Origin of the sequence: Ruegeria lacuscaerulensis (assembly GCF_013033355.1) — a bacterium.
GTDB classification, from domain to species: Bacteria; Pseudomonadota; Alphaproteobacteria; order Rhodobacterales; family Rhodobacteraceae; genus Ruegeria; species Ruegeria lacuscaerulensis_A.
The window spans coordinates 39,524-59,584 of sequence record NZ_WQDY01000004.1; the positions used below are offsets into that span (position 1 = coordinate 39,524).

The window sequence follows — 20,061 nt, forward strand, 5'->3', positions numbered from 1 at the left end:
GGTCGTTACTGCCTGCTACTCACGTCTGTTTTTGTACTCCACCAGTCTTCGCTGGCAGCTTCGGTCATTCTTATGGTTGGACGTTGTCCGAGCCGCATATCCACAACGGCCACGTCACGTTCCAACAGGTCCTGCACCTCATTAACCGCCAAGACGCGTTCCAGTGCGCGCACGGGCCGATCGGTTGGCAGCATGATGCGCTGACCTCGGTCAAGAACCAGATCCCAGCGGCGTTCGCCAATTCGAACAAGACCCCGCACACGCGCCCCAAGGCTGCGCGCTGTTGTCAGCAGTTGCAGTGCCTCAGCGACATGTTCGTCCGCGCCCTTTCCTGCAATAAGCGGCAGGGTCGCGTGGTCCTTGCGGGAGGCGACACGCTCAACATGCGCGCCGGTTTCGTCCAGCAACTCGGTTCCGCTGCGCGTGCGCCAAACCACCACGGGTTGGCGTTCAACAACATCAACCTGAAGAATTCCCCCGGGGCGAATGCGAACCGTCGCAGATTTGACAGGATCAAGACCGGTAATCGTGTCGCGGATTTGTTCCGCGTCCAGATCCCAGGAACTGATCGGGAAATCCAGTGGCACAACCTCGCGAATGTCTTCGGAGAGATTCGGCCCAGCGCCATCAATGGCCATCAAGTTAACCATGAATTCCGGTCTTTGCTGGATCGAGGTCTTGATGTCATTGACATAAGCCACAACCGCCACTCGCCGGTCCTCTGCACTAAAATAAAGCCCCGTAGCCGCGCAAATGGCCAGGATGGGCAACCCATACTTCAGACCGCGGCGTATGCCCGGCGTAAGCATCCAACGCTGTAGTCGGTAGCTGAGGCGAGACGGAGCCGGGTCGAACCGTTGCGATTTGCGCCCGAACAGTTTCACGCCGCCTAACCGCAGTTTTGGTTCTGTTTCGTGGCGTTCGCCTGAAGCGAAATCGGCATCCGGACCCTCCAATGGCTTGGACCGATGAATGACAGGTGCGCGCGTGGCTTTTAACGGTCGCATGAGGCGTCCTCCACCATCCAGGCACACAGCTGACCAAAGGTCATACCGCAATGTTCGGCTTGCTCGGGCACCAATGAGGTCGGTGTCATTCCGGGCTGGGTATTGGTCTCCAACAGAAACAGACCATCTGCGCCCGTGCTGTCATCCCAACGATAATCAGTACGGGTCACACCGCGACAGCCCAGTGCGTTATGGGCTTTCAGCGCATGATTCATGCAACGGTCGAAAATATCCTGCGGGATGTCGGCAGGCAGCACATGCCACGAGCCGCCGGGCTTGTATTTGGCATCATAGTCATACCATCCGCCATCCGTCATGATCTCGGTCACGGTCAGAGCGCGATCGCCCATCACGGTCACGGTCAACTCGCGCCCGGCCACGTATTTCTCGACCATCACGTAATCTGGCATGTCGTCGGACAGTTGCGGTGGCCCGTTCGAGCCTTCGTGGACGATATAGATCCCGACGCTGGACCCTTCGTTGTTGGGCTTGGCCACATAGGGCGGATCCATCACATGTGCGGCGGACACATCGGGCTTGGGCACGATCACGCTGGGAACAACAGGCAAACCTTCTGCGGAAAACACCTCTTTGCTGCGCTGTTTGTCCATCGCGAGCGCCGAGGCCAGCACGCCGGAATGCGTGTACGGAATGCGCATCCACTCCAGCAGGCCCTGCACACAGCCATCTTCACCCCAGCGTCCATGCAGAGCGTTGAAAACCACATCCGGCTTGATGTCCAAAAGACGCGCAGAAAGGTCGGGACCCGCGTCCAGTTCGACCACTTCAAAGCCTTCTCCCCTAAGGGCGGCTGCGCATTCGCGCCCGCTGCTGAGTGACACCTCGCGTTCCGCCGAGGGGCCGCCCATCAATACCGCCACTTTGGGGTGTGTCCTGCTCGACTTACCCACTTAGCGCCTCAATGTCCCCGGGCCTTATGTGGTGGCCCGTACTGCGTTTATGCCTTTGATCCGTCGCCTGAATTTGCCTGTTTTGGTCTGACGGTTGGGGCTTTATTCTTTCAACGGATCTCCGACCCGCATGATTTCCCACTCTAGCGTGATGCCGCTTGTTTCGTAAACCTTTTTTCGCACCTCTTCGCCCAGACCTTCGAGGTCGGCGGCAGTGGCACCGCCAGTGTTGATCAGGAAATTCGAGTGCTTCTCGCTCATCTGCGCGCCACCTTTGGTGGCCCCGCGCATTCCGGCATCGTCGATCACTTTCCACGCCTTCAGATCGTGCACGTCATCCGCCCGTCCGGTCGAGGAAAACCCAGCCGGGTTGCGAAAGGTCGAACCTGCGCTGCGGTCTTTGGTGGGTTGGGTCTCATCGCGTTTTTGCAATTGCGCCGCCATCCGGTCATGCAGCGTTTGTGGATCACCCGCGGGCCCCTCGAACGTGGCCGAAATCAGCACCGCCCCATCGGGCAAATCCGACTGCCGATAGCGGAAGTTAAGGTCCTGCGGTGTCAGGTCCACGACCTCCCCCTGGCGCGTGACAATGGTGGCCTTGCGCAACACATCCGCCGTGTAGTTGCCATAGCAGCCAGCGTTCATCCGCACCGCCCCACCGACCGAGCCCGGAATGGTCCGCAAAAACGTAAGATCCACACCTGCATCTGCCGCTTTGCGCGCCACATGCGCATCCAGCGCCGCCGCACCCGCCGTGACGGTGTTGCCTGCGACCTCGATCCCGTTGAACCCGCGCCCCAGCCGGATCACCACGGCGCGCAAGCCACCATCACGAACAATCAGGTTTGATCCGACACCCATGGGGAACACGTCGAAATCTTCGGGCAGATCGTGCAGAAACGCCTTCAGATCGTCAATATCCGCAGGTTGGAACAAATAATCCGCCGGACCGCCGACACGAAGCCATGTCAGGTCGTTCAACGCTCGGTTCTGGGTCAGCTTGCCACGGGGTTCAGGAAGAGATGTCATTCAGGTTCCTTCGCGGATTTACTTCCGCCGCGCAAGCCGTAACTGTCACTGAGCCGAACCGAGCATCCGACGCAACCAGCGCCCCAGATAAATCACCGGCCAGCGCAGCACGGACATACCCATCGCCAGCACCAACAGTCCGATCCACGGGCCGTTCTGCAAGGTGACATAGCCCAATATCGGAATCCCCACCGCAATCAGGACATAGGCGCGGGTCCAGTGGTTGTCTTTGCTGGGGATCATCGCCAGCACATTCGCGGCGATCCCCCACAACGCAGCCAGAGCGATTGACCAATTCATTCCTGAACCTCCTGCCCGGTCCAACGATGCCAATAGTGGCGGATCGGATTGCGGAACATGGATGCGAAGCCTGCAAAAGCCAGCACTGAAACGACCCAACCGAAATCATGGCCCAACCAGACGATCAGCGCGGGGGCGCTGACAAACAGCACCACGCCGGGCGGAAATTGCAGACGCATCGGCAGCATTGCCACGATGGTCGAGGCGATGACCCACAGTCCCGCAAACACCACTGAATTTACCATGCGCCCCTCCGAGGACGTTGTTTCGCGGCTGCAAACGCTCAAATCAGTCGAGCGTCAAGTTGGTTCCCTGCGTCACACAGCTTGTTTACGTTGCAAACGGTCCGGCAAACCGTTGGCCCAGGCGCTGATTGTCCCGGCGCCGAGGCAAACAACCATGTCACCAGGACGGGCTTGTTCGCGGACCAGGCGCTCCAGATCGTTTTCATCCAGCAGCGCGCGGGCGTGACGGTGACCGTGGCGGATCAGGCCCTGCACCAGATCATCGCGGGATGCGCCCTCGATCGGGTCTTCACCCGCAGCAAAAATATCAGCGATTGCGACCACGTCGGCATCGTTGAAACAGGTGCAAAAATCGTCAAACAGATTCGACAGGCGCGAATAACGGTGCGGCTGGTGAACGGCGATCACACGCCCATCACTGGCTTGGCGTGCGGCTTTCAGCACGGCGGCAATCTCAACCGGGTGGTGGCCGTAGTCGTCGATGATGGTAACGCCCTCGACCTCTCCGACCTTGGTAAAGCGGCGATTGACGCCACCGAAATTGGCCAGCGCCTCGCGGATTTCAGCGGTTTTCATGCCCAGATGGCGGGCCACAGCCACGGCGGACAAAGCGTTCGAGACGTTGTGGTCGCCGGGCATAGGCAGGGTGCAGCCCTCGATCACCGTGTCTTCGTATTGCAGGTGGATATCGAAATGCGCGACGCCGCCCTTATAAGTCAGGTTCACCGCCCGCACATCAGCCTGCGCGTTGAACCCATAGGTGCGCACCCGGCGGTCGCTGATGCGGCCCACCAGCGTCTGCACCTCGGCATGGTCGGTGCAGCACACAGCCAGACCGTAGAAGGGCAGGTTCGAGACGAACTCATAAAACCCATCCCGCAGCCGGTCGAAATCACCCCAATGCTCCATATGCTCGGGGTCGATATTGGTGACGATGGCAATGGTCGCAGGCAGGCGGTTGAACGAGCCGTCGGATTCGTCGGCCTCGACCACCATCCATTCACCCTGTCCCATCCGCGCGTTGGACCCGTAGGCATGGATGATGCCGCCATTGATCACGGTGGGGTCGAAATCGCCCGCCACCATAAGCTCGGCCATCATGGTGGTCGTGGTGGTCTTGCCATGAGTTCCGGCAATGGCGATGTTTGATTTCAGGCGCATCAGCTCGGCCAGCATATCGGCGCGGCGCACAACCGGCAGGCCCTGCGCGCGGGCGCCATCCAGTTCCGGGTTGCCCGGCTTGATCGCTGTGGAGACCACAACAACGGCTGCGTTTTCAAGGTTTTCGGCGCGCTGGCCCACGAAAATCTCGGCACCCAGACCAGCTAGACGGTCGGTGATCTTGGAAGCTTTCAGGTCCGAGCCTTGCACCCGGTAGCCCAGATTCAGCAGCACCTCGGCAATGCCCGACATCCCAATTCCGCCGATGCCAACGAAGTGGATCGGCCCTACGTCTTGCGGCAGTTTGGTGGCTGGATTCATGGGGTCTCCTTCTGCGCCAGCTCTTCGACAAGGTGAACTAGACGCTCGGTCGCGTCCGGAGCTCCGGTCGATAGGGCGGCACGGGCCATCTTTTGTGCGGCCTCGGGGTTTGTCAGAACGGCGGTGATTTGCTCGGTCAGCGCGGCAACGTCAAGCAGGTTTTCGGGGATCATGATCGCGCCACCCGCCTGCACCAGCCCGCGCGCATTGGCGGTTTGATGGTCGCCCGCAGCGGCGGCAAAGGGGACAAGGATCGAGGGCCTCCCGATGACCGAGATATCGGCCACACTAGACGCGCCCGAGCGGCTGATCACCAGCTGCGCATCGGACATGCGCCGGGGAACGTCATCGAAAAAGGGCAGAACCTCGGCCCGGATACCATGGTCGGCGTAAAAGGCGGTGACACGTTCACCATCTTCATCGCGGGCCTGATGGGCCACGCGGATATGGTCGCGCAGACCATCGGGCAAGGCCGCAAGCGCACCGGGCACCACATCACTGAGGATGCGTGCACCCTGACTACCACCCATCACCAGAACCGACATTGGGTAGTCTCCGGGCGGGATATAGCCTGCCGCGGCACGTTCCAACACCGCACCGCGCACCGGGTTGCCAGTATGGACACCCTTTGCGCCGTCGGGCAAATCCGTGGGCCAGACGCCACAGGCCACCTGCGCTACGCGCTTGGCAAACAGTTGGTTCACGCGGCCCAGCACACCGTTCTGTTCATGGATCATGCGTGGAATGTTCAACAGCGTCGCCGCACCCAGCGCCGGGATCGAAGGGTATCCTCCGAACCCAACCACCACATTGGGCCGGTCGCGCATCATCTGCATTGCCATACTTGTCACGCCGCCCGCGATCTTGGGGCCGACCATCGCCTTGGCCGCCAGCCCGCCACGCGCGAAAGTGGCCGATGTCGCCTCGACAATCTCGGTCGAAGGGGGAAAGCCACCGGTATAGCGCGCACCGCGCGCATCGGTCGACAGGCGTACGCGCCAGCCTTTTTGCAACATCGCCTCGGCCAGCGCCTGTGCCGGGAACATGTGGCCCCCGGTGCCGCCCGCCGCAATCAATAGGTACGGTTCGCTCATCAACCCCGTCCGCGCAGAATATCACCCAGCTCGCCCTGCGGTCGGGTGCGGGTGAACGCCAGCAACATGCCAACTGCGATACCGCCCGCTATAAGCGACGAGCCGCCATAGCTGACGAAAGGCAGCGTCATACCCTTGGCGGGCAGCAGGCGCACCGCGACGCCCATGTTGATCATCGCCTGAACGCCGAACATACAGGCAAGACCGGTTCCGGCCAGACGGATGAACATGTCCCGTTCCTTCATCAGCCGCAGCAGCGAACGCACCACGATCAGCGAGTAGAGCGCGATGATGATCAGCACCAGAATCAGCCCGTATTCCTCGGCCGCGACGGCGATAATGAAATCGGTATGAGCATCGGGCAAAGACCACTTCACCTGCCCCTCGCCAACGCCAACACCGAACAAGCCGCCTTCGCGGATAGCGTTAGTAGCATAGCCAAGCTGCGTGGTCGGATCGACCTCTTGGTTGAGGAATCCGTCAATGCGACGAGCAAAGTGTTCGGAATTGGAATAGGCGAACATCCCGCCCAGCACGACGGCCCCGGCCATGCCGACCAGCAACAGCATCGGCGCACCGGCCACGAAATACATCACGCCCCAGCCAAACAGGATCAGACAGGCCTGCCCAAAATCAGGTTGCAGCACCAGCATCGCCACAATCGCCATGCACAGCGCAAAGGACCACAATCGCCCCGGAGGGCCGTTGATCTCTTGCGAGGCCGCCAGCAGCCACGCAGCGACAACGATAAAGCCGGGTTTTAGAAACTCTGAGGGTTGCAGCGAGGCAAATCCCAAGGAATACCACCGCACCGCACCCTTGCCGAAATCGGTGCCGAAGACCGGCAGAAAGGCCAGCGCCACAAACGCGCCCAGAAAGCCCAGCACCGCCAAACGCCGCACCAATGTGGGCGACATCATTGAGGTCAGCAGCATTGCCACCAGCGCCAGCCCGCCAAACAGCGCCTGTCGCTCGACATAGTGGAAGGGATCAAACCCGTTGCGCCCGGCCAAAGGCGGCGATGAAGCCAGCCCCAGTAGCAAGCCGATGACAAACAAGATCAGCACGCAGGACATGGTCCAGCGATCAATCGTGCGCCACCACTTTGGTAGAATCGGTTCGCCACGCGTGTCCCGGACCGCGCCATACACCATCTCAGTCATGAGATACCGCCACTATCTGCCTCGTTCACGCCCCGTTTTCGGGGTCTGATTGAGACTCTACAGCGATTTTGGCTTTGGGGCTAGGGAAATGAGGGGCATAAGCGGAATTCGATCAGCCCCAGAGTTGAAATAACGCGTCACGCTTTAATTGGGTACCGGTCCGGTTCCTCAAAGACATCAATCACGCGCGTACCGGCCTTGATCTGGCCTCCGTGTTCGACCCCCGCCGGGATCGAGTAGCTGTCGCCCGGACGGTAAGTTTTCGTCTGGTCTCCGATCGTCAGTGCAATCTCACCTTCAACGACCGTGCCCCATTGCGCACCATGCGAATGAAGCGGAAGCTCCATATCCTTCAGAAAAGTGAAGAACGCTACCAGACCTGCTTCCGAGCGAATGACAGCCGTCTGCACCACATCTTCAGGGAAAGGAACGTCCAGTTTCGGAAAGACCGTTATGAAGTCCGGGTAATGCATGAATTGTTCCTTCTCCTCGGGTGAACTGTCGCCACAGGATGACAGTGCTTTCAGCGGCTGGCAATCGGGATTGCCCACTTACCAGCACACCTTGAGCGAGACGACGGCATGCTCTTGCGTTCCGACGCGATCCGCGCCATCCCCTCGTCCATGACCTTTGACACGATCATCCTTGGTGCCGGTGCAGCCGGTATGATGTGTGCCTCCCACTGCGGCGGGCGTGTTCTGGTGATCGACCATGCCAAAGCAGCCGGAGAGAAAATCCGAATCTCAGGCGGGGGGCGCTGCAATTTCACCAATATGTATGCGGGCCCCGGAAATTTCCTGTCGCAAAACCCACATTTCTGCAAATCCGCACTGGCGCGATACACGCAATGGGATTTTATCGATCTGGTCGGGCGTCACGGAATCGCGTGGCATGAGAAAACTCTGGGGCAATTGTTCTGCGATGGGTCTTCGAAGCAGATTGTCCAGATGCTGTTGGACGAGATGACCCGCGCCGGGGCTGAACTCTGGCTGCAAACCTCGGTACGTGATATGCGCAAAACCGAATACGGCTTTGCGATCGAGGTCGAGCGCGAAGGCCAGCGCCAAAACCTGATTTGCCGAAATCTGGTGCTGGCGACAGGCGGCAAGTCGATCCCCAAGATGGGCGCAACGGGGTTAGCCTATGACATCGCCCATCAATTCGAGCTGCGCGTTACAGACACGCGGGCGGCGCTGGTGCCGTTCACCTTTTCGGATGGCCGGTTCAAGGAGCTTTCGGGTGTGTCCCTGCCCGCTCGCCTGTCAAACGATCGCACCAGCTTTGACGAAGCGCTATTGTTCACTCATCGCGGACTTAGCGGGCCATCGGTGCTGCAACTGTCGTCATACTGGCATGAAGGTGAGGCGATCCGTGCGAACCTGATCCCCGACCTACCTCTGTTTGACCTGCTGCGCGATCAGCGCCAGACCGGAGGGCGCAAGGCCCTGACCACCGAACTGGCACGACACCTGCCCGCGCGGCTGGTCGACTATCTGAAACACCAAATACCAATGCGCGGTAATCTGGCCGACCAGTCCGACGCCGCCCTGAACGATCTGGTGACGGCGCTGTCCAACTGGTCCCTCACCCCCTCTGGCACCGAAGGGTATCGCACCGCCGAGGTTACTTTGGGCGGGATCAACACGGATGAATTGTCGTCCAAAACGATGGAGGCCAGGGATGTCCCCGGCCTCTATGCGATTGGCGAAGCGGTGGATGTTACCGGCTGGCTGGGCGGTTACAATTTCCAGTGGGCGTGGTCTTCGGGTCACGCCGCCGGAACCGCCATAGCTGCAGGTTAGCCTACGACGTTATAGCCACGGCCGCGCATACAGTTGCGCACGAGAACTTCCTTGTTCTGGTTCTTGTTTATCACGTCGGCACCGGCACCTACCAGCGCACCTGCGACTGCGGCGCGCCCCAGATTGTCGCTGCTGTCCTGAACGATCCCGGTAACTGCCGCGGCACCCGCAGCCCCGATTGCCGCGTTACCGGCCGTAGTCCCATCAACCGAAGCCTGCGAAGCTGCCAGCTGTTGGCATTGCTGTAGGTCGACGTTGTAATTCGGGCCGACCGGCCCATCGATGACGGGCTGATAATTCGCACCAGTGTTTGTACAGGCTCCGGCCACCAAAAGCGCAGGCAGGACCAGAGAAAACTTACGGTAAGTCATAATGATAACCTCGTGTTGAATTTACAGGCAAGCAAGACCAATTAGTAATGGGCGTCAAGCACATAGCACCGCAGCTTGGCCCAACCGGCAATCTATTGCAAATTTCTAAAGTGAAAGGTTCAAACGAACCTGTGCTGCGAAATCCTCTCCGCGTTGCTCGAAATTGTCATATTGATCGAAACTGGCCGCAGCTGGGGCTAGCAATACTGTGTCCCCCGGCGCCGCATCCGCCACAGCCTGCGCGACGGCCTCGGCCATTGTGGTACAGACCTGCGCCTCCACCTCGAGCTGCATGGCGAAACCGGCGGCCTCCCGCCCAATGACGTAGGCTTTGACGACTTGATCGCAGGCTGTGTTCAAGGCAGACAAACCGCCTTCCTTCTCAAGCCCGCCGCAGATCCACCGGACGTTCTTAAACGCACTTAGCGCCTTGAGCGCGCTGTCTACATTGGTGGCCTTCGAATCATTCACAAAGGTCACCCCATTCGCTTCGGCGATGATCTGGCTGCGGTGTGGCAGACCGGGATAGCTGTGCAACGCATCCTCAATCACGCGCGGGGCCAGCCCAAGCGCGCGACATGCGGCATAAGCAGCGCAGGCGTTTTGATGGTTATGCGCGCCCGGCAGCCCTTTAATGTTACGCAAGTCAATCGCGCCTGCCTGTCGACCTTTGCGGTATTCGGACAAGAACCCTTTGCGGGCAAATACCTGCCACCCGGGCCCCGTCAGTTTTCGGGCAACCGAGATCCGGATCACCCGGTCATCCGTTGGGCCTTCCGCCAATTGACCGGCCAAAAACGCGCCTTCATTTTCGTCGACGCCAATCACTGCCCGGTCCGGGCCACCTTCGGCAAACAGGCGACGTTTGGCGGCAAAGTAGCCACCCATACCCCCGTGCCGATCCAGATGATCCGGAGACAGATTGGTAAACACCGCGATATCCGGCGTTAACGCTCGCGCCAGTTCGGTTTGATAACTCGACAGCTCCAGCACGACGACTGAAGCATCCCGACCGGGTTCAATATCGAGAACCCCACGCCCAATGTTTCCGGCCAACTGGGCCTCTCGGCCTGCCTCGGTCAGAATGTGATGGATCAATGCCGCCGTGGTTGATTTGCCATTAGAGCCCGTGACCGCAATAACACGTGGGGGCGTGTCGAAATTATCCCATTCCGGGCCCGCAAACGATCGAAAAAACAACCCGATATCATTGTCGATCGGCACGCCGGCATCAAGTGCGGCCGCGACGACGGGATTTGGTACAGGGTAGAGATGAGGGATACCGGGCGAGACGATCAGCGCAGCGATCTGATCGAACGCCCCTTGGCGGCGCAGATCGGCACAGGCAAACCCCTCGGCCTCGGCTTTTTCGCGGGCGGCTGGATTGTCATCCCAACAGACGGCTTCTGCCTTACCTGCCCTAAGCGCACGCGCCGTGGCCAGACCCGAGCGACCAAGCCCAAGCACCGCTACTTTCTGCCCCGAAAACCCTTTGACCGGGATCATCCTGCCCACCTTGTTCTGTCGTACATGTCGCGGCCACCCTGCGCAGAAGACACAAGCCTTGGCAAGAGACGCAAAAGGCTCGCGCGTCAGCGCGAGCCGGGCCCAACAGGTGGCAGGCGGGCCGCAGGCCCCCCGAACCTGGCGGGAGCGTTACCGGACCTTAAGCGTCGCCAACCCGATCATCGCTAAGATCAGAGAGATGATCCAGAACCGGATCACGATGGTGGGCTCAGCCCAGCCCTTTTTCTCATAGTGATGGTGGATTGGCGCCATCAGGAACACCCGCCGTCCAGTGCGTTTGAAATACAGAACTTGAATGATAACACTCAGGGCTTCAACGACGAACAGGCCGCCAACCACGGCCAGCACCAGTTCGTGCTTGGTCGCTACCGCGATGGCTCCCAAGGCACCGCCCAAAGCCAATGATCCAGTATCGCCCATGAACACCGCAGCCGGGGGAGCATTGTACCACAGGAACCCAAGCCCTGCGCCAAACAAGGCCGAGGTAAAGATGAAAATCTCGCCTGTACCCGGCACGTAATGCACATCCAGATACTCGGTAAAGTCGACCCGCCCAACCGCATAGGCAATCACACCCAAAGTCGAGGCCGCGATCATCGCAGGCATGATCGCCAAACCGTCCAGCCCATCGGTCAGATTCACAGCATTCGCAGCGCCAACAATTACAACAATCGCGAACGGGACATAGAAAATACCCAAATTGACCAGCGTATCCTTGAACACAGGCACCGCCAGTTGGTTCTGCAACGCCTCGGGGTGGTGCAGGGTTGCCCAGACCGAAGCGAGCACTGCGATCAACACGCCCAAAGCCAAACGCATCTTGCCCGACACGCCCTTAGTGTTCTGTTTGGACACTTTTGCGTAGTCATCCGCAAAGCCAATCGCCGCATAGCCCAGCGTCACGAACAAGACCATCCAGACATAGGGGTTGTCCCACCGTGCCCAGACCAGCGTTGACGTCACCAACGCCCCCACGATCAGCAACCCGCCCATTGTCGGGGTACCTGCCTTGGAAAAATGCCCCTCGGGGCCGTCATCGCGGATCGGCTGACCTTTGCCCTGCTTGCGGCGCAGCACGTTGATCAACGGTTTGCCAAACAGGAACCCGAAGATCAGCGCTGTCATAAAGGCACCGCCCGCACGGAAGGTGATATAGCGAAAGAGGTTAAAGAAATCCCCGCCATCGGACAGATTGGTCAACCAATAAAGCATTCTAACACCTTTCTCGTGCGGCGATCATGGATCAAGCGCGCCCCCTTGCCCCATTTTCCGTAAACCGTCAACAATCCGCGCCAGCGCCATGCTCAAAGATCCTTTGGCCAGCACGATATCGCCCGCGCGGATCAGATCCGGCAGATGCGCGGCCATTTCGGCGCTGGTTTCAGTCCAAAGCCCGCGTTTCCCCTCGGGCAACGCATCATGCAGCGCCTGCATCAACGGACCGATGCAATGCACCTGATCCACATGCGCCATCGCCGCAACATCGGCCATGGCCGCGTGCATGGCGGTTTCCTGCGCGCCCAGCTCTTTCATATCGCCCAAGAACGCGATCCTGCGCGGGCCCTGCGCCGCGGCCAGAACGTCCAACGCCGCCTCCATCGAGGTCGGGTTGGCATTATAGCTGTCATCCAGCAGTTCAATCTGCCCACCGCTCGCCAACGACAGCGTCTCGCGCACACCACGCCCCGCGACCGGAGACCACCGTCTCAGCCCGGCAATGGCTTGTTCCAGATCAACGCCCAGCTCAACGCATGTCGCCAAGGCACCCAGCCCGTTCATGGCGAAATGCGTCCCTGCCGACCTTACGTCAAAACTTAATGGCACCCCGTCCAGCGCCGCAGAGGCATGGACCGAGTCGGCGGTCTGCGCAACATCCGTCAGAACATAATCCGCAGCGTTCCGCCCAAATTCGACGATTCCCGCCCCTTGAGCCTGCGCACAACTGCTCAACACATCCGCGTCGTCAATGTCGGCGTTCACGATGGCTGTGCCTCCGGGCTGCAGCCCCTCGAAAATCGCAGCCTTTTCATGGGCGATACCTGTGACCGACTCGAACGCCTCAAGATGCACGGCCGCCACGGTCGTCACCAGCGCCGCATGCGGGCGGGCTTGCTGAGCCAGCGGAGCGATCTCTCCCGGGTGGTTCATGCCAATCTCGATCACGGCGAATTCGGTGTCGCGTGGCATCCGCGCCAAGGTCAGCGGCACGCCCCAATGGTTGTTGTAGCTGGCGACGCTGGCGTGGGTTTTTCCTTGCGTTTCCAATATATTGGCCAGCATTTCCTTGGTCGAAGTCTTGCCGACACTCCCCGTCACACCCACCACACGCGCATCCGTGCGGGCGCGACCGGCCCGGCCCAACGCTTCCAACCCGGTCTGCACATCGTCGACGATCAGCAACGGCGCATCCTCGGCCACGCCCTCAGGGATACGGGACACCAAAGCTGCCCCTGCCCCTTTTTCCAACGCCTGCGCCACGAAATCATGCCCATCCCGCGCCGCCTTCAGCGCCACAAACAGATCGCCCGGTTGCAAAGTGCGCGTGTCAATCGACACGCCGTTCACGGCCCAATCGGTGGTCGCACGCCCGCCGGTTGCCTCGGCGGCCTCAGCCGCAGTCCAGAGCGTCATGCCACCCTCCCGTCCAGCGCGGACACGCTGATGCTGGCCTGTTCCACGTCATCAAAGGGCAGCACCTGATCGCCAACAATCTGGCCGGTTTCATGCCCCTTGCCCGCGATCAACAGAGCATCGCCCGGTTGCAGCGCATCGACGCCGCGCAGGATCGCTTCGGCCCGGTCGCCAACTTCAGTCGCCTCGGGCGCGCCAAGCAGAACAGCGGCGCGGATGGTGGCGGGGTCTTCGCTACGCGGGTTGTCGTCGGTGACAAAAACCACGTCGGCATGGTTTGCTGCCGCTTGCCCCATCAAAGGCCGCTTGGTCGCATCGCGGTCGCCGCCTGCGCCAACAATGGCAATCAGGCGGCCCATCACGTGCGGGCGCAATGCCTTGAGGGCAGTGGCCACAGCATCCGGCGTATGGGCGTAATCGACGAACACCGCCGCCCCGTTCTGGCGCGTGGCGGCCAGCTGCATCCGACCCCGCACAGTTGTCAGGTGCGGCAGAGTTTCAAACACGCGTTCGGGCTCTTCCCCGCCCGCGATCACCAGACCACAGGCCAGAAGGATGTTTTCGGCCTGGAACCCTCCGATCAGGTTCAGGCGGGTTTGGAAGACCTTGCCCTGCCATGAGAACCGCAAGTCCTGCCCGGTCGCGTCAAAACGCTGGTTCATAAGGCACAGATTCGCATCGCCCAGCCCGACGGTCAGAACCTCCTGTCCGCGCGCCTTGGCGATCTTGCGGACCTCGGCTCCTTTAGGGTCGCTCATATTGATCACGACTGTGCCGTCCTGAGGCAGAACCCGGTCGAAGAGACCAGCCTTGGCAGCGAAATACGCTTCGAACGTCTCGTGATAGTCCAGATGGTCCTGCGTGAAATTCGAAAATCCCGCAGCCGCCAGATGGACCCCGTCCAGACGGCGCTGTTCCAACCCGTGCGAGGAAGCTTCCATCGCCGCATGGGTCACGCCATTTGCGGCAGCTTCGGATAAACAGCGATGCAGCGTGATCGGCTCGGGCGTGGTGTGGGCCAGAGGGGCAGTCCATGCGCCTTCGACCCCGGTGGTGCCAAGGTTAACGGCGGCGTGGCCCAGCTCCATCCAGATTTGGCGCACGAATGTGGCGACCGAGGTTTTTCCATTGGTCCCGGTCACGGCCACAATGGTCTGAGGCTGCGCGCCAAACCATAGTGCGGCACAACCGGCCAGCGCCTGACGCGGGTCTTCGACGACGACCAAGGCCGCGTCTGATGCGGCCAGTTCATCGGCTGCAATCTGGGCCCCTTCGGCGTCCGTCATGATCGCCGCCGCGCCCATGCGCAGGGCGTATTGGATGAACGTGCCGCCATGGACCCGTGTGCCGGGCAATGCAGCGAACAGAAAGCCCTCCTGCACCTCGCGGCTGTCTACGGCCAGACCGGTGATTTCGGGATTCGCGCCTCCGCGTGCGGTCAGGGCCAGTTGGCTGAGTGTTTTTGGTCTTGTGCCCATGCCCTACCCTCTGTCGGACAGTCTAATTTGAGGTGAGCGTTATAGCAGCGCGCGCTTCAGGCTCAAGCCGAGGTCGCAACCCCAACAATGGAGCAATGCGCCCAATCAGCTCGGCAGCAACGGGCACGGCTGTCCAGCCAGCCGTGCGGCGCTTTTCGCCATAGGCGACGATCGATGGCTCATCCAGCGTGACGATCAGCACGTATTTTGGATCATAGGCCGGGAAGATTGTCGCGAAGGTGGAAATCACCTTGTCATCATAATAGCCGCCACGTGGTTTGGGCTTATCAGCCGTGCCGGTCTTACCCGCCACGTCATAGCCTGCAACATCGCCGAAACTGGCGGTGCCGTCGGTGACAACCTTGCGCAACATCCGCTGCGCCTGTTGCGCTGCACTGTCAGACATCACGCGCGGCCCGTATTGAGGTCCATTTTTGCGCAGGATCGTCGGGCTGACATAGTGCCCGCCATTGGCAATCGTCGCATAGCCCGCCGCCAGATGCATCGGGCTTGTCGACAGACCATGGCCATAAGAGATCGTAACCGTGCTGAGTTCGCCCCATTTCTTGGGCTTCAAAGGCTCGCCGCCCTTGGCCTCGACAATTTCAAACGGGGTCGGATCGAACATACCCAGCGAACGCAGAAAATTCTGTTGCCGTTTTGCGCCGATCTGCAGCGCCAGCCGCCCCGTTCCCCGGTTCGAGCTGTGGACGATCACATCCGCCACGCTGATCTTGCCGTAATTTTTGCCGTTGAACTCGCCAATCGGGAAGCGACCGATCCGCATCGGGCCCGACGTGTCGATGATCGTCTCGGAATTCACCAGCCCAAGCTGAACCGCCTGCGCCGCCGTGAAAATCTTGAAGACCGAGCCCAGCTCGTACACGCCCTGCACGTAGCGGTTGAACAATGGGCTGTCCGAGGGATCAAACCCCGAAGTTGGCGGGCGGGGGCGGTCATTGGGGTCAAAAGACGGCAACGAGGCTGCCGAAACGACCTCACCCGTATGGGCGTTCATAAGAACGGCCGAGGCCCCCTTGGCGTTCATGATTTTCATGCCACCATACAGAACCTGTTCGACCGCCGCCTGAACAGTCAGGTCCAAAGACAGTTGAAGAGGTTTGTTGCCGTTGGCCGGATCACGCAGATAATCGTCGAATTGCTTTTCAACGCCCGCGACACCGATTACCTCGGCGGCGCTGACGCCTTCGCGACCAAAGCCCGAGCCGCCCAGAATATGCGCGGCCAGCTTGCCGTTGGGATAAAGTCGCATCTCACGCGGGCCGAAAAGGATGCCGGGGTCGCCGATGTCATGGACGGCCTGCTTCTGCTCGGGCGAGATGCGTTTCTTGATCCACAGAAACTTACGATTGCCGGTGAAATCCTTGACCAGACGTTCTTTTTCAAGATCGGGGAAGATCGCAACCAATTGATCAGCGGCGGCTTCAGGGTCGATCATCAAGGGCGGCTGCGCATAGACCGAGTATGTGTCCAGATTGGTCGCCAGAATGCGTCCTTCACGGTCGACGATATTGGCGCGCTGCATGGCGATGGCGGCACCGGGCGCGCTGGCCAGCGGTTCCTGCGCCTCGGAGGTGGCGAGCATCCCCATGCGAAAACCAACCACCGAAAACGCACAGAAAAAGAACAAGCCCAAAACCAAAAGGCGCCCTTCAGCACGGGCGCGGGCGCGGTCTTTCATGTCTTCGTGACGCTGGCGGATATTTTCGCGCTCGATGGCTTTGGGGTTTTCGCCGCGGGCGCGGGCGTCAAGGATACGGGCTAAGGGGCGCAGCGGTGTCCGGGTCATGGGATTTGCACCTCGCCAAACGCCTGAATGTTCGTGATCGCCTGCAGTTCGATCGGATCAACGATCGGCAGATCGGGATCTTCGGCATAAGAGACCTGGTCAGCCCGCCCAAACTGTTCTGCGCGCAGAGGCAGCAGGCCCAGACGCTCGAAATTCAGGTCGGCAAGTTCACGCAACCGGTCCGGGCGGTTCAGATAGGCCCATTCTGCATTCAGAACCGCCAGCCGAACTTGCGCCATGCCGATCTCACGCTGCAGCCTCTGTGTCTCTTTAACAACCTGCTGCGTGCGGTAGTTTTCCTGATAGGCCCACAAAGCCAACCCAAATACCGAAAGCGCAGTCATCACATACAATACACTCTTCATTTTGCCCTTCCCCCAATTTGCGGCATCCCAATGGCGCGGGCCTCAATTTCCCCCGCCGGAGCCTCGGTCCGCACAGCAACGCGCAACTTGGCCGAGCGCGCGCGCGGATTCTCCTGCAATTCTTGATCGTCCGGCCCCACGGCCTTGCGCGTTTTCAACGTGAATTGCGGCAAGTCCTGCGCGATTTCAGGCGCGTAACGATTGGCGCGCCCGGTCTTGCCCGCGCGCGACTGAAAGAACCGTTTGACCATGCGGTCTTCGATGGAGTGAAACGTCACAACTGCCAGTTGTCCGCCGGGTTTCAAAGCCCGCTCGGCGGCCATAAGACCCTGAAACAGTTCCTCATATTCCGCATTTACCGCAATTCGCAGACCCTGAAAGCTTCGCGTTGCCGGGTGCGATTGACCCGGCTTCGGGCGCGGCAGGCAGGATTCGATGATCTCGGCCAAACGCAGGGTCGTCGTGATCGCCTCCTCCGCACGCGCCTTGACGATGGCCTTGGCAATGCGGCGGCTGGCGCGCTCTTCTCCAAAGTGAAACAGGATATCAGCCAACTGCGCCTCGGACGCGGCTTTGACCAGATCTGCAGCGCTTTCGCCTTCTTGGCTCATCCGCATATCCAGCGGGCCGTCCTTCATGAAGGAAAACCCACGCTCGGCCTGGTCCAACTGCATCGAGGACACACCCAGGTCCAACACAACTCCGTCCAAGTCCTGTGCATACTCATCCATGCGTGAGAACACACCGGGTTGCATCACCAATCGGTCGCCGTAGTCACCAACCCAATCCGCGACCATTTCAAAGGCCAACGGATCGCGGTCCACACCGATAACCTTCTCAGCCCCCGCCTCAAGCAAACCTTTTGTGTACCCACCGGCGCCGAACGTGCCATCCAGCCAGACGCCCGAGACCGGAGCCACAGCCGCCAGCAATGGACGCAACAAAACAGGGATATGAGGTTTGTCCGAAGAGGTCAGAGCGTCGGCCATGCCGCTACGCCCCCTCGACGCCATCAAGATAGACCATCGGGTCGAAGTCATCGGGCAGATCGTCCAACCACTCTTCCGCCTTTGCCAGCTCTTCAGCCTCATAGGTCTCGGGCTTCCAAATCTGGAAGGTATCGCCGGCGGCTATAAAGAAAGCCTCGCCTTCCAGATCGATCTTGTTGCGCAGCTTGGCGGGCAGTACCAGACGACCCGTTTCATCAACGTTGGTCGGATGGGACTGACCGTGGAACATGCGCTGCAGCATCCGGCGCTGCATAGACCCGCGCGGCAAAGCATCAATCTTGGCGTCGACCTCGTCGATCGCCTCCATTGTGTAGCATTCAAGGTATTTTCGACGATGATCGCCGTAGACTATCACAAGCTCAGGGTTATCACCGGGTTGCCAGTTCGGGTCCGAAGTTTCAAGCACACGGCGAAACGAGGCCGGGATCGACACCCTGCCCTTCGTATCCACCTTGTGGTGGCTTTCACCTCTGAACCTGCGCGCCAAGACGACTGTCCCTTTCGCTTGCGCCCCACTTGAACTTCACGTTCCCCCCGGATGAAAAACGGCGGGTTGATCTGCTGCCACTGATCAACCCGCCGCATTGGCCCGCTGAGCGGGAAGTCCAGCTGCGCGCGCCACCTGGGGGGATGTCTGCTCGCCCGCGCGCCGGATCTCTTGATTGATGAAAGCGAGATGCCTGTATGAAACCTGAATTTTATTGGTTCGGGGTCGTTTGGTGCCCCATGTGCCTCGTCCTCATCGGATGTATAAGGGATGCCATGGGAATTTATGGAAATCAAATAAAAAATTCAGGCATGTCATCACGGAAGGCCTACTATAAGGAGGAATTCAATAGACGCAAACAGGAAAAGCATACCAGAAAAAGTATCCATATCGCGCCTAGTTACAATATATAGATAAATATAAGTTGAACCCACTATGTCCCACGATTTCCCAACTTTTTTCCAAAATGTGCGGATTCTTGGGTGATCGCCATTCAAACACGCCCTAGAAACCGCGAATCAGCGTCTGAAAACGAGCTGATTATCATCGTCTGCAGAAAGACCCATGGTTTCCCATTTACCCCTCCCCCAAAAGATTCTTCTCTTTTTCAATGAGCGAGGGCGCTCTCAAAGCGCACAAATTTCAGGAAATGGCGATGAAAGTTGGGGCAAACTTTATGCGCAAGCAATCAAGGTGACACTTGTGGCGAAAACTGTAAATCGTGAAAACCCTTATTTTTAAGGCACTTTTGGCAGATATCTTACAACGCTTTGATATCTATGCACTTGCCGCATAGCAGCATTGACGACGTGAGCTATTGTGCAATCGCAGCATTCGCCTATCTTCAGTCTCAAGCAAACGCCGGAACGATCCGGCAGCAACGAGACATATCGGGTTAAGCAAATGGCAGCAGTAACACATCAGACAGCGCTCAAAGGTGCACCGGCAACCGGCCTGGCTTCTCTGATTGAAGCCGCAAAAACCCGGTACGCCCGTTATCGCATCTATCGCCAGACGGTCAACGAGCTGTCCGAGCTGTCAAACCGCGAACTGGCTGATCTTGGCCTACACCGGTCGATGATCCGTCGTCTCGCGATGCAGGCGGCAGAAGAATACTGCGCACGCTAAGCGCACCGACACAACCGAGATCAGGTCCTTCCTCCTCCCTTTAGGACCTGTATTTCAGCGGCGGCACCTCTCCTCCTCCCTGGTGTCGCCGCAGATTATACCGGCCCTGAATGCCGGAACGTGACACACCGGGTTCTCCTCCTCCCTTTCCCGGTGTTGAAAGCGCGCGGCGACGTCTCTCCTCCTCCCTGACGTCGCCGCGTCTTACAAATACCGGGATC

At 59.7% G+C, this 20,061-nt stretch carries 20 protein-coding genes; 2 read left to right on the plus strand and 18 right to left on the minus strand.

Annotated elements, in window-relative coordinates; translation table 11 throughout:
• Nucleotides 1-5: 5 nt before the first annotated feature.
• From GOW48_RS08880 to GOW48_RS08920, 9 genes are all read right to left on the minus strand, one after another.
• The gene (locus GOW48_RS08880; protein WP_170753055.1) at nt 6-1,007 is read right to left on the minus strand and encodes a cell division protein FtsQ/DivIB; all 1,002 of its coding nucleotides are present in this window, start codon (nt 1,005-1,007) and stop codon (nt 6-8) included.
• Complete coding sequence (locus GOW48_RS08885; protein ID WP_170753057.1) at nt 995-1,918, minus strand: D-alanine--D-alanine ligase; 924 nt, start codon at nt 1,916-1,918, stop codon at nt 995-997. Before GOW48_RS08885 ends, GOW48_RS08880 begins: the two co-directional genes overlap by 13 nt.
• 102 nt (nt 1,919-2,020) lie before the next feature.
• Nucleotides 2,021-2,947 carry a UDP-N-acetylmuramate dehydrogenase gene (gene murB / locus GOW48_RS08890; RefSeq protein ID WP_170753059.1) on the minus strand — a complete coding sequence of 309 codons (927 nt, stop codon included), beginning with the start codon at nt 2,945-2,947 and terminating at the stop codon, nt 2,021-2,023.
• Nucleotides 2,948-2,992: 45 nt separating this feature from the next.
• The gene (locus tag GOW48_RS08895) at nt 2,993-3,247 is read right to left on the minus strand and encodes a DUF2484 family protein (RefSeq protein ID WP_170753060.1); all 255 of its coding nucleotides are present in this window, start codon (nt 3,245-3,247) and stop codon (nt 2,993-2,995) included.
• On the minus strand, nt 3,244-3,492 hold the full coding sequence (locus GOW48_RS08900) for a DUF2484 family protein (RefSeq protein WP_170753062.1): 249 nt from the start codon (nt 3,490-3,492) through the stop codon (nt 3,244-3,246). The genes GOW48_RS08895 and GOW48_RS08900 overlap by 4 nt, the downstream gene beginning before the upstream one ends.
• Nucleotides 3,493-3,564: 72 nt before the next feature.
• Nucleotides 3,565-4,974, minus strand: a complete 1,410-nt coding sequence (murC, locus tag GOW48_RS08905) for a UDP-N-acetylmuramate--L-alanine ligase (RefSeq protein ID WP_170753064.1) — start codon at nt 4,972-4,974, stop codon at nt 3,565-3,567.
• A complete protein-coding gene (locus GOW48_RS08910; protein WP_170753066.1) occupies nt 4,971-6,068 on the minus strand; it encodes a UDP-N-acetylglucosamine--N-acetylmuramyl-(pentapeptide) pyrophosphoryl-undecaprenol N-acetylglucosamine transferase in 1,098 nt (365 codons plus the stop codon). The genes murC and GOW48_RS08910 overlap by 4 nt, the downstream gene beginning before the upstream one ends.
• Nucleotides 6,068-7,231, minus strand: a complete 1,164-nt coding sequence (ftsW, locus tag GOW48_RS08915) for a putative lipid II flippase FtsW (RefSeq protein WP_170753068.1) — start codon at nt 7,229-7,231, stop codon at nt 6,068-6,070. The genes GOW48_RS08910 and ftsW overlap by 1 nt, the downstream gene beginning before the upstream one ends.
• A 137-nt stretch (nt 7,232-7,368) precedes the next feature.
• Nucleotides 7,369-7,782, minus strand: a complete 414-nt coding sequence (locus tag GOW48_RS08920) for a cupin domain-containing protein (protein WP_331251782.1) — start codon at nt 7,780-7,782, stop codon at nt 7,369-7,371.
• A gap of 72 nt (nt 7,783-7,854) precedes the next feature.
• Here GOW48_RS08920 and GOW48_RS08925 point away from each other — a divergent pair, with 72 nt between their 5' ends.
• On the plus strand, nt 7,855-9,033 hold the full coding sequence (locus GOW48_RS08925; protein WP_170753522.1) for a BaiN/RdsA family NAD(P)/FAD-dependent oxidoreductase: 1,179 nt from the start codon (nt 7,855-7,857) through the stop codon (nt 9,031-9,033).
• On the opposite strand, the gene GOW48_RS08930 is transcribed toward GOW48_RS08925, so the two are convergent.
• From GOW48_RS08930 to mraZ, 9 genes are all read right to left on the minus strand, one after another.
• A complete protein-coding gene (locus GOW48_RS08930; protein ID WP_170753070.1) occupies nt 9,030-9,404 on the minus strand; it encodes a glycine zipper family protein in 375 nt (124 codons plus the stop codon). The genes GOW48_RS08925 and GOW48_RS08930 overlap by 4 nt on opposite strands.
• A gap of 105 nt (nt 9,405-9,509) precedes the next feature.
• Entirely contained in the window at nt 9,510-10,910 is a 1,401-nt protein-coding gene (murD, locus tag GOW48_RS08935; protein ID WP_170753072.1) for a UDP-N-acetylmuramoyl-L-alanine--D-glutamate ligase, read from the minus strand.
• 150 nt (nt 10,911-11,060) lie between these two features.
• A complete protein-coding gene (gene mraY / locus GOW48_RS08940) occupies nt 11,061-12,143 on the minus strand; it encodes a phospho-N-acetylmuramoyl-pentapeptide-transferase (RefSeq protein ID WP_170753074.1) in 1,083 nt (360 codons plus the stop codon).
• A 24-nt stretch (nt 12,144-12,167) separates the two neighbouring features.
• Nucleotides 12,168-13,562 (minus strand): UDP-N-acetylmuramoyl-tripeptide--D-alanyl-D-alanine ligase, encoded by a 1,395-nt coding sequence (locus GOW48_RS08945; protein WP_170753076.1) that lies wholly within the window; start codon nt 13,560-13,562, stop codon nt 12,168-12,170.
• The gene (locus GOW48_RS08950; protein ID WP_170753078.1) at nt 13,559-15,040 is read right to left on the minus strand and encodes a UDP-N-acetylmuramoyl-L-alanyl-D-glutamate--2,6-diaminopimelate ligase; all 1,482 of its coding nucleotides are present in this window, start codon (nt 15,038-15,040) and stop codon (nt 13,559-13,561) included. Before GOW48_RS08950 ends, GOW48_RS08945 begins: the two co-directional genes overlap by 4 nt.
• Before the next feature lie 22 nt (nt 15,041-15,062).
• On the minus strand, nt 15,063-16,850 hold the full coding sequence (locus tag GOW48_RS08955; protein WP_170753080.1) for a peptidoglycan D,D-transpeptidase FtsI family protein: 1,788 nt from the start codon (nt 16,848-16,850) through the stop codon (nt 15,063-15,065).
• Nucleotides 16,847-17,215, minus strand: coding sequence for a cell division protein FtsL (gene ftsL, locus GOW48_RS08960; protein ID WP_170753082.1), 369 nt, complete (start codon nt 17,213-17,215; stop codon nt 16,847-16,849). The genes GOW48_RS08955 and ftsL overlap by 4 nt, the downstream gene beginning before the upstream one ends.
• Entirely contained in the window at nt 17,212-18,204 is a 993-nt protein-coding gene (rsmH, locus tag GOW48_RS08965; RefSeq protein ID WP_170753084.1) for a 16S rRNA (cytosine(1402)-N(4))-methyltransferase RsmH, read from the minus strand. The genes ftsL and rsmH overlap by 4 nt, the downstream gene beginning before the upstream one ends.
• A gap of 4 nt (nt 18,205-18,208) precedes the next feature.
• The gene (mraZ, locus tag GOW48_RS08970; RefSeq protein WP_170352544.1) at nt 18,209-18,712 is read right to left on the minus strand and encodes a division/cell wall cluster transcriptional repressor MraZ; all 504 of its coding nucleotides are present in this window, start codon (nt 18,710-18,712) and stop codon (nt 18,209-18,211) included.
• A 903-nt stretch (nt 18,713-19,615) separates the two neighbouring features.
• Here mraZ and GOW48_RS08975 point away from each other — a divergent pair.
• A complete protein-coding gene (locus tag GOW48_RS08975) occupies nt 19,616-19,840 on the plus strand; it encodes a DUF1127 domain-containing protein (RefSeq protein ID WP_170753086.1) in 225 nt (74 codons plus the stop codon).
• Nucleotides 19,841-20,061: the final 221 nt, after the last annotated feature.

Coding starts and splice junctions, on each gene's coding strand:
- GOW48_RS08925 (WP_170753522.1), top strand. CDS start 7,855: ATGACCTTTGACACGATCATCCTTGGTGCCGGTGCAGCCGGTATGATG.
- GOW48_RS08930 (WP_170753070.1), bottom strand. CDS start 9,404: ATGACTTACCGTAAGTTTTCTCTGGTCCTGCCTGCGCTTTTGGTGGCC.
- GOW48_RS08950 (WP_170753078.1), bottom strand. CDS start 15,040: ATGGGCACAAGACCAAAAACACTCAGCCAACTGGCCCTGACCGCACGC.
- rsmH (WP_170753084.1), bottom strand. CDS start 18,204: ATGGCCGACGCTCTGACCTCTTCGGACAAACCTCATATCCCTGTTTTG.
- GOW48_RS08975 (WP_170753086.1), top strand. CDS start 19,616: ATGGCAGCAGTAACACATCAGACAGCGCTCAAAGGTGCACCGGCAACC.
- GOW48_RS08945 (WP_170753076.1), bottom strand. CDS start 13,562: ATGACGCTCTGGACTGCGGCTGAGGCCGCCGAGGCAACCGGCGGGCGT.
- GOW48_RS08880 (WP_170753055.1), bottom strand. CDS start 1,007: ATGCGACCGTTAAAAGCCACGCGCGCACCTGTCATTCATCGGTCCAAG.
- ftsL (WP_170753082.1), bottom strand. CDS start 17,215: ATGAAGAGTGTATTGTATGTGATGACTGCGCTTTCGGTATTTGGGTTG.
- GOW48_RS08900 (WP_170753062.1), bottom strand. CDS start 3,492: ATGGTAAATTCAGTGGTGTTTGCGGGACTGTGGGTCATCGCCTCGACC.
- murB (WP_170753059.1), bottom strand. CDS start 2,947: ATGACATCTCTTCCTGAACCCCGTGGCAAGCTGACCCAGAACCGAGCG.
- GOW48_RS08910 (WP_170753066.1), bottom strand. CDS start 6,068: ATGAGCGAACCGTACCTATTGATTGCGGCGGGCGGCACCGGGGGCCAC.
- ftsW (WP_170753068.1), bottom strand. CDS start 7,231: ATGACTGAGATGGTGTATGGCGCGGTCCGGGACACGCGTGGCGAACCG.
- murC (WP_170753064.1), bottom strand. CDS start 4,974: ATGAATCCAGCCACCAAACTGCCGCAAGACGTAGGGCCGATCCACTTC.
- GOW48_RS08955 (WP_170753080.1), bottom strand. CDS start 16,850: ATGACCCGGACACCGCTGCGCCCCTTAGCCCGTATCCTTGACGCCCGC.
- murD (WP_170753072.1), bottom strand. CDS start 10,910: ATGATCCCGGTCAAAGGGTTTTCGGGGCAGAAAGTAGCGGTGCTTGGG.
- GOW48_RS08895 (WP_170753060.1), bottom strand. CDS start 3,247: ATGAATTGGTCAATCGCTCTGGCTGCGTTGTGGGGGATCGCCGCGAAT.
- mraY (WP_170753074.1), bottom strand. CDS start 12,143: ATGCTTTATTGGTTGACCAATCTGTCCGATGGCGGGGATTTCTTTAAC.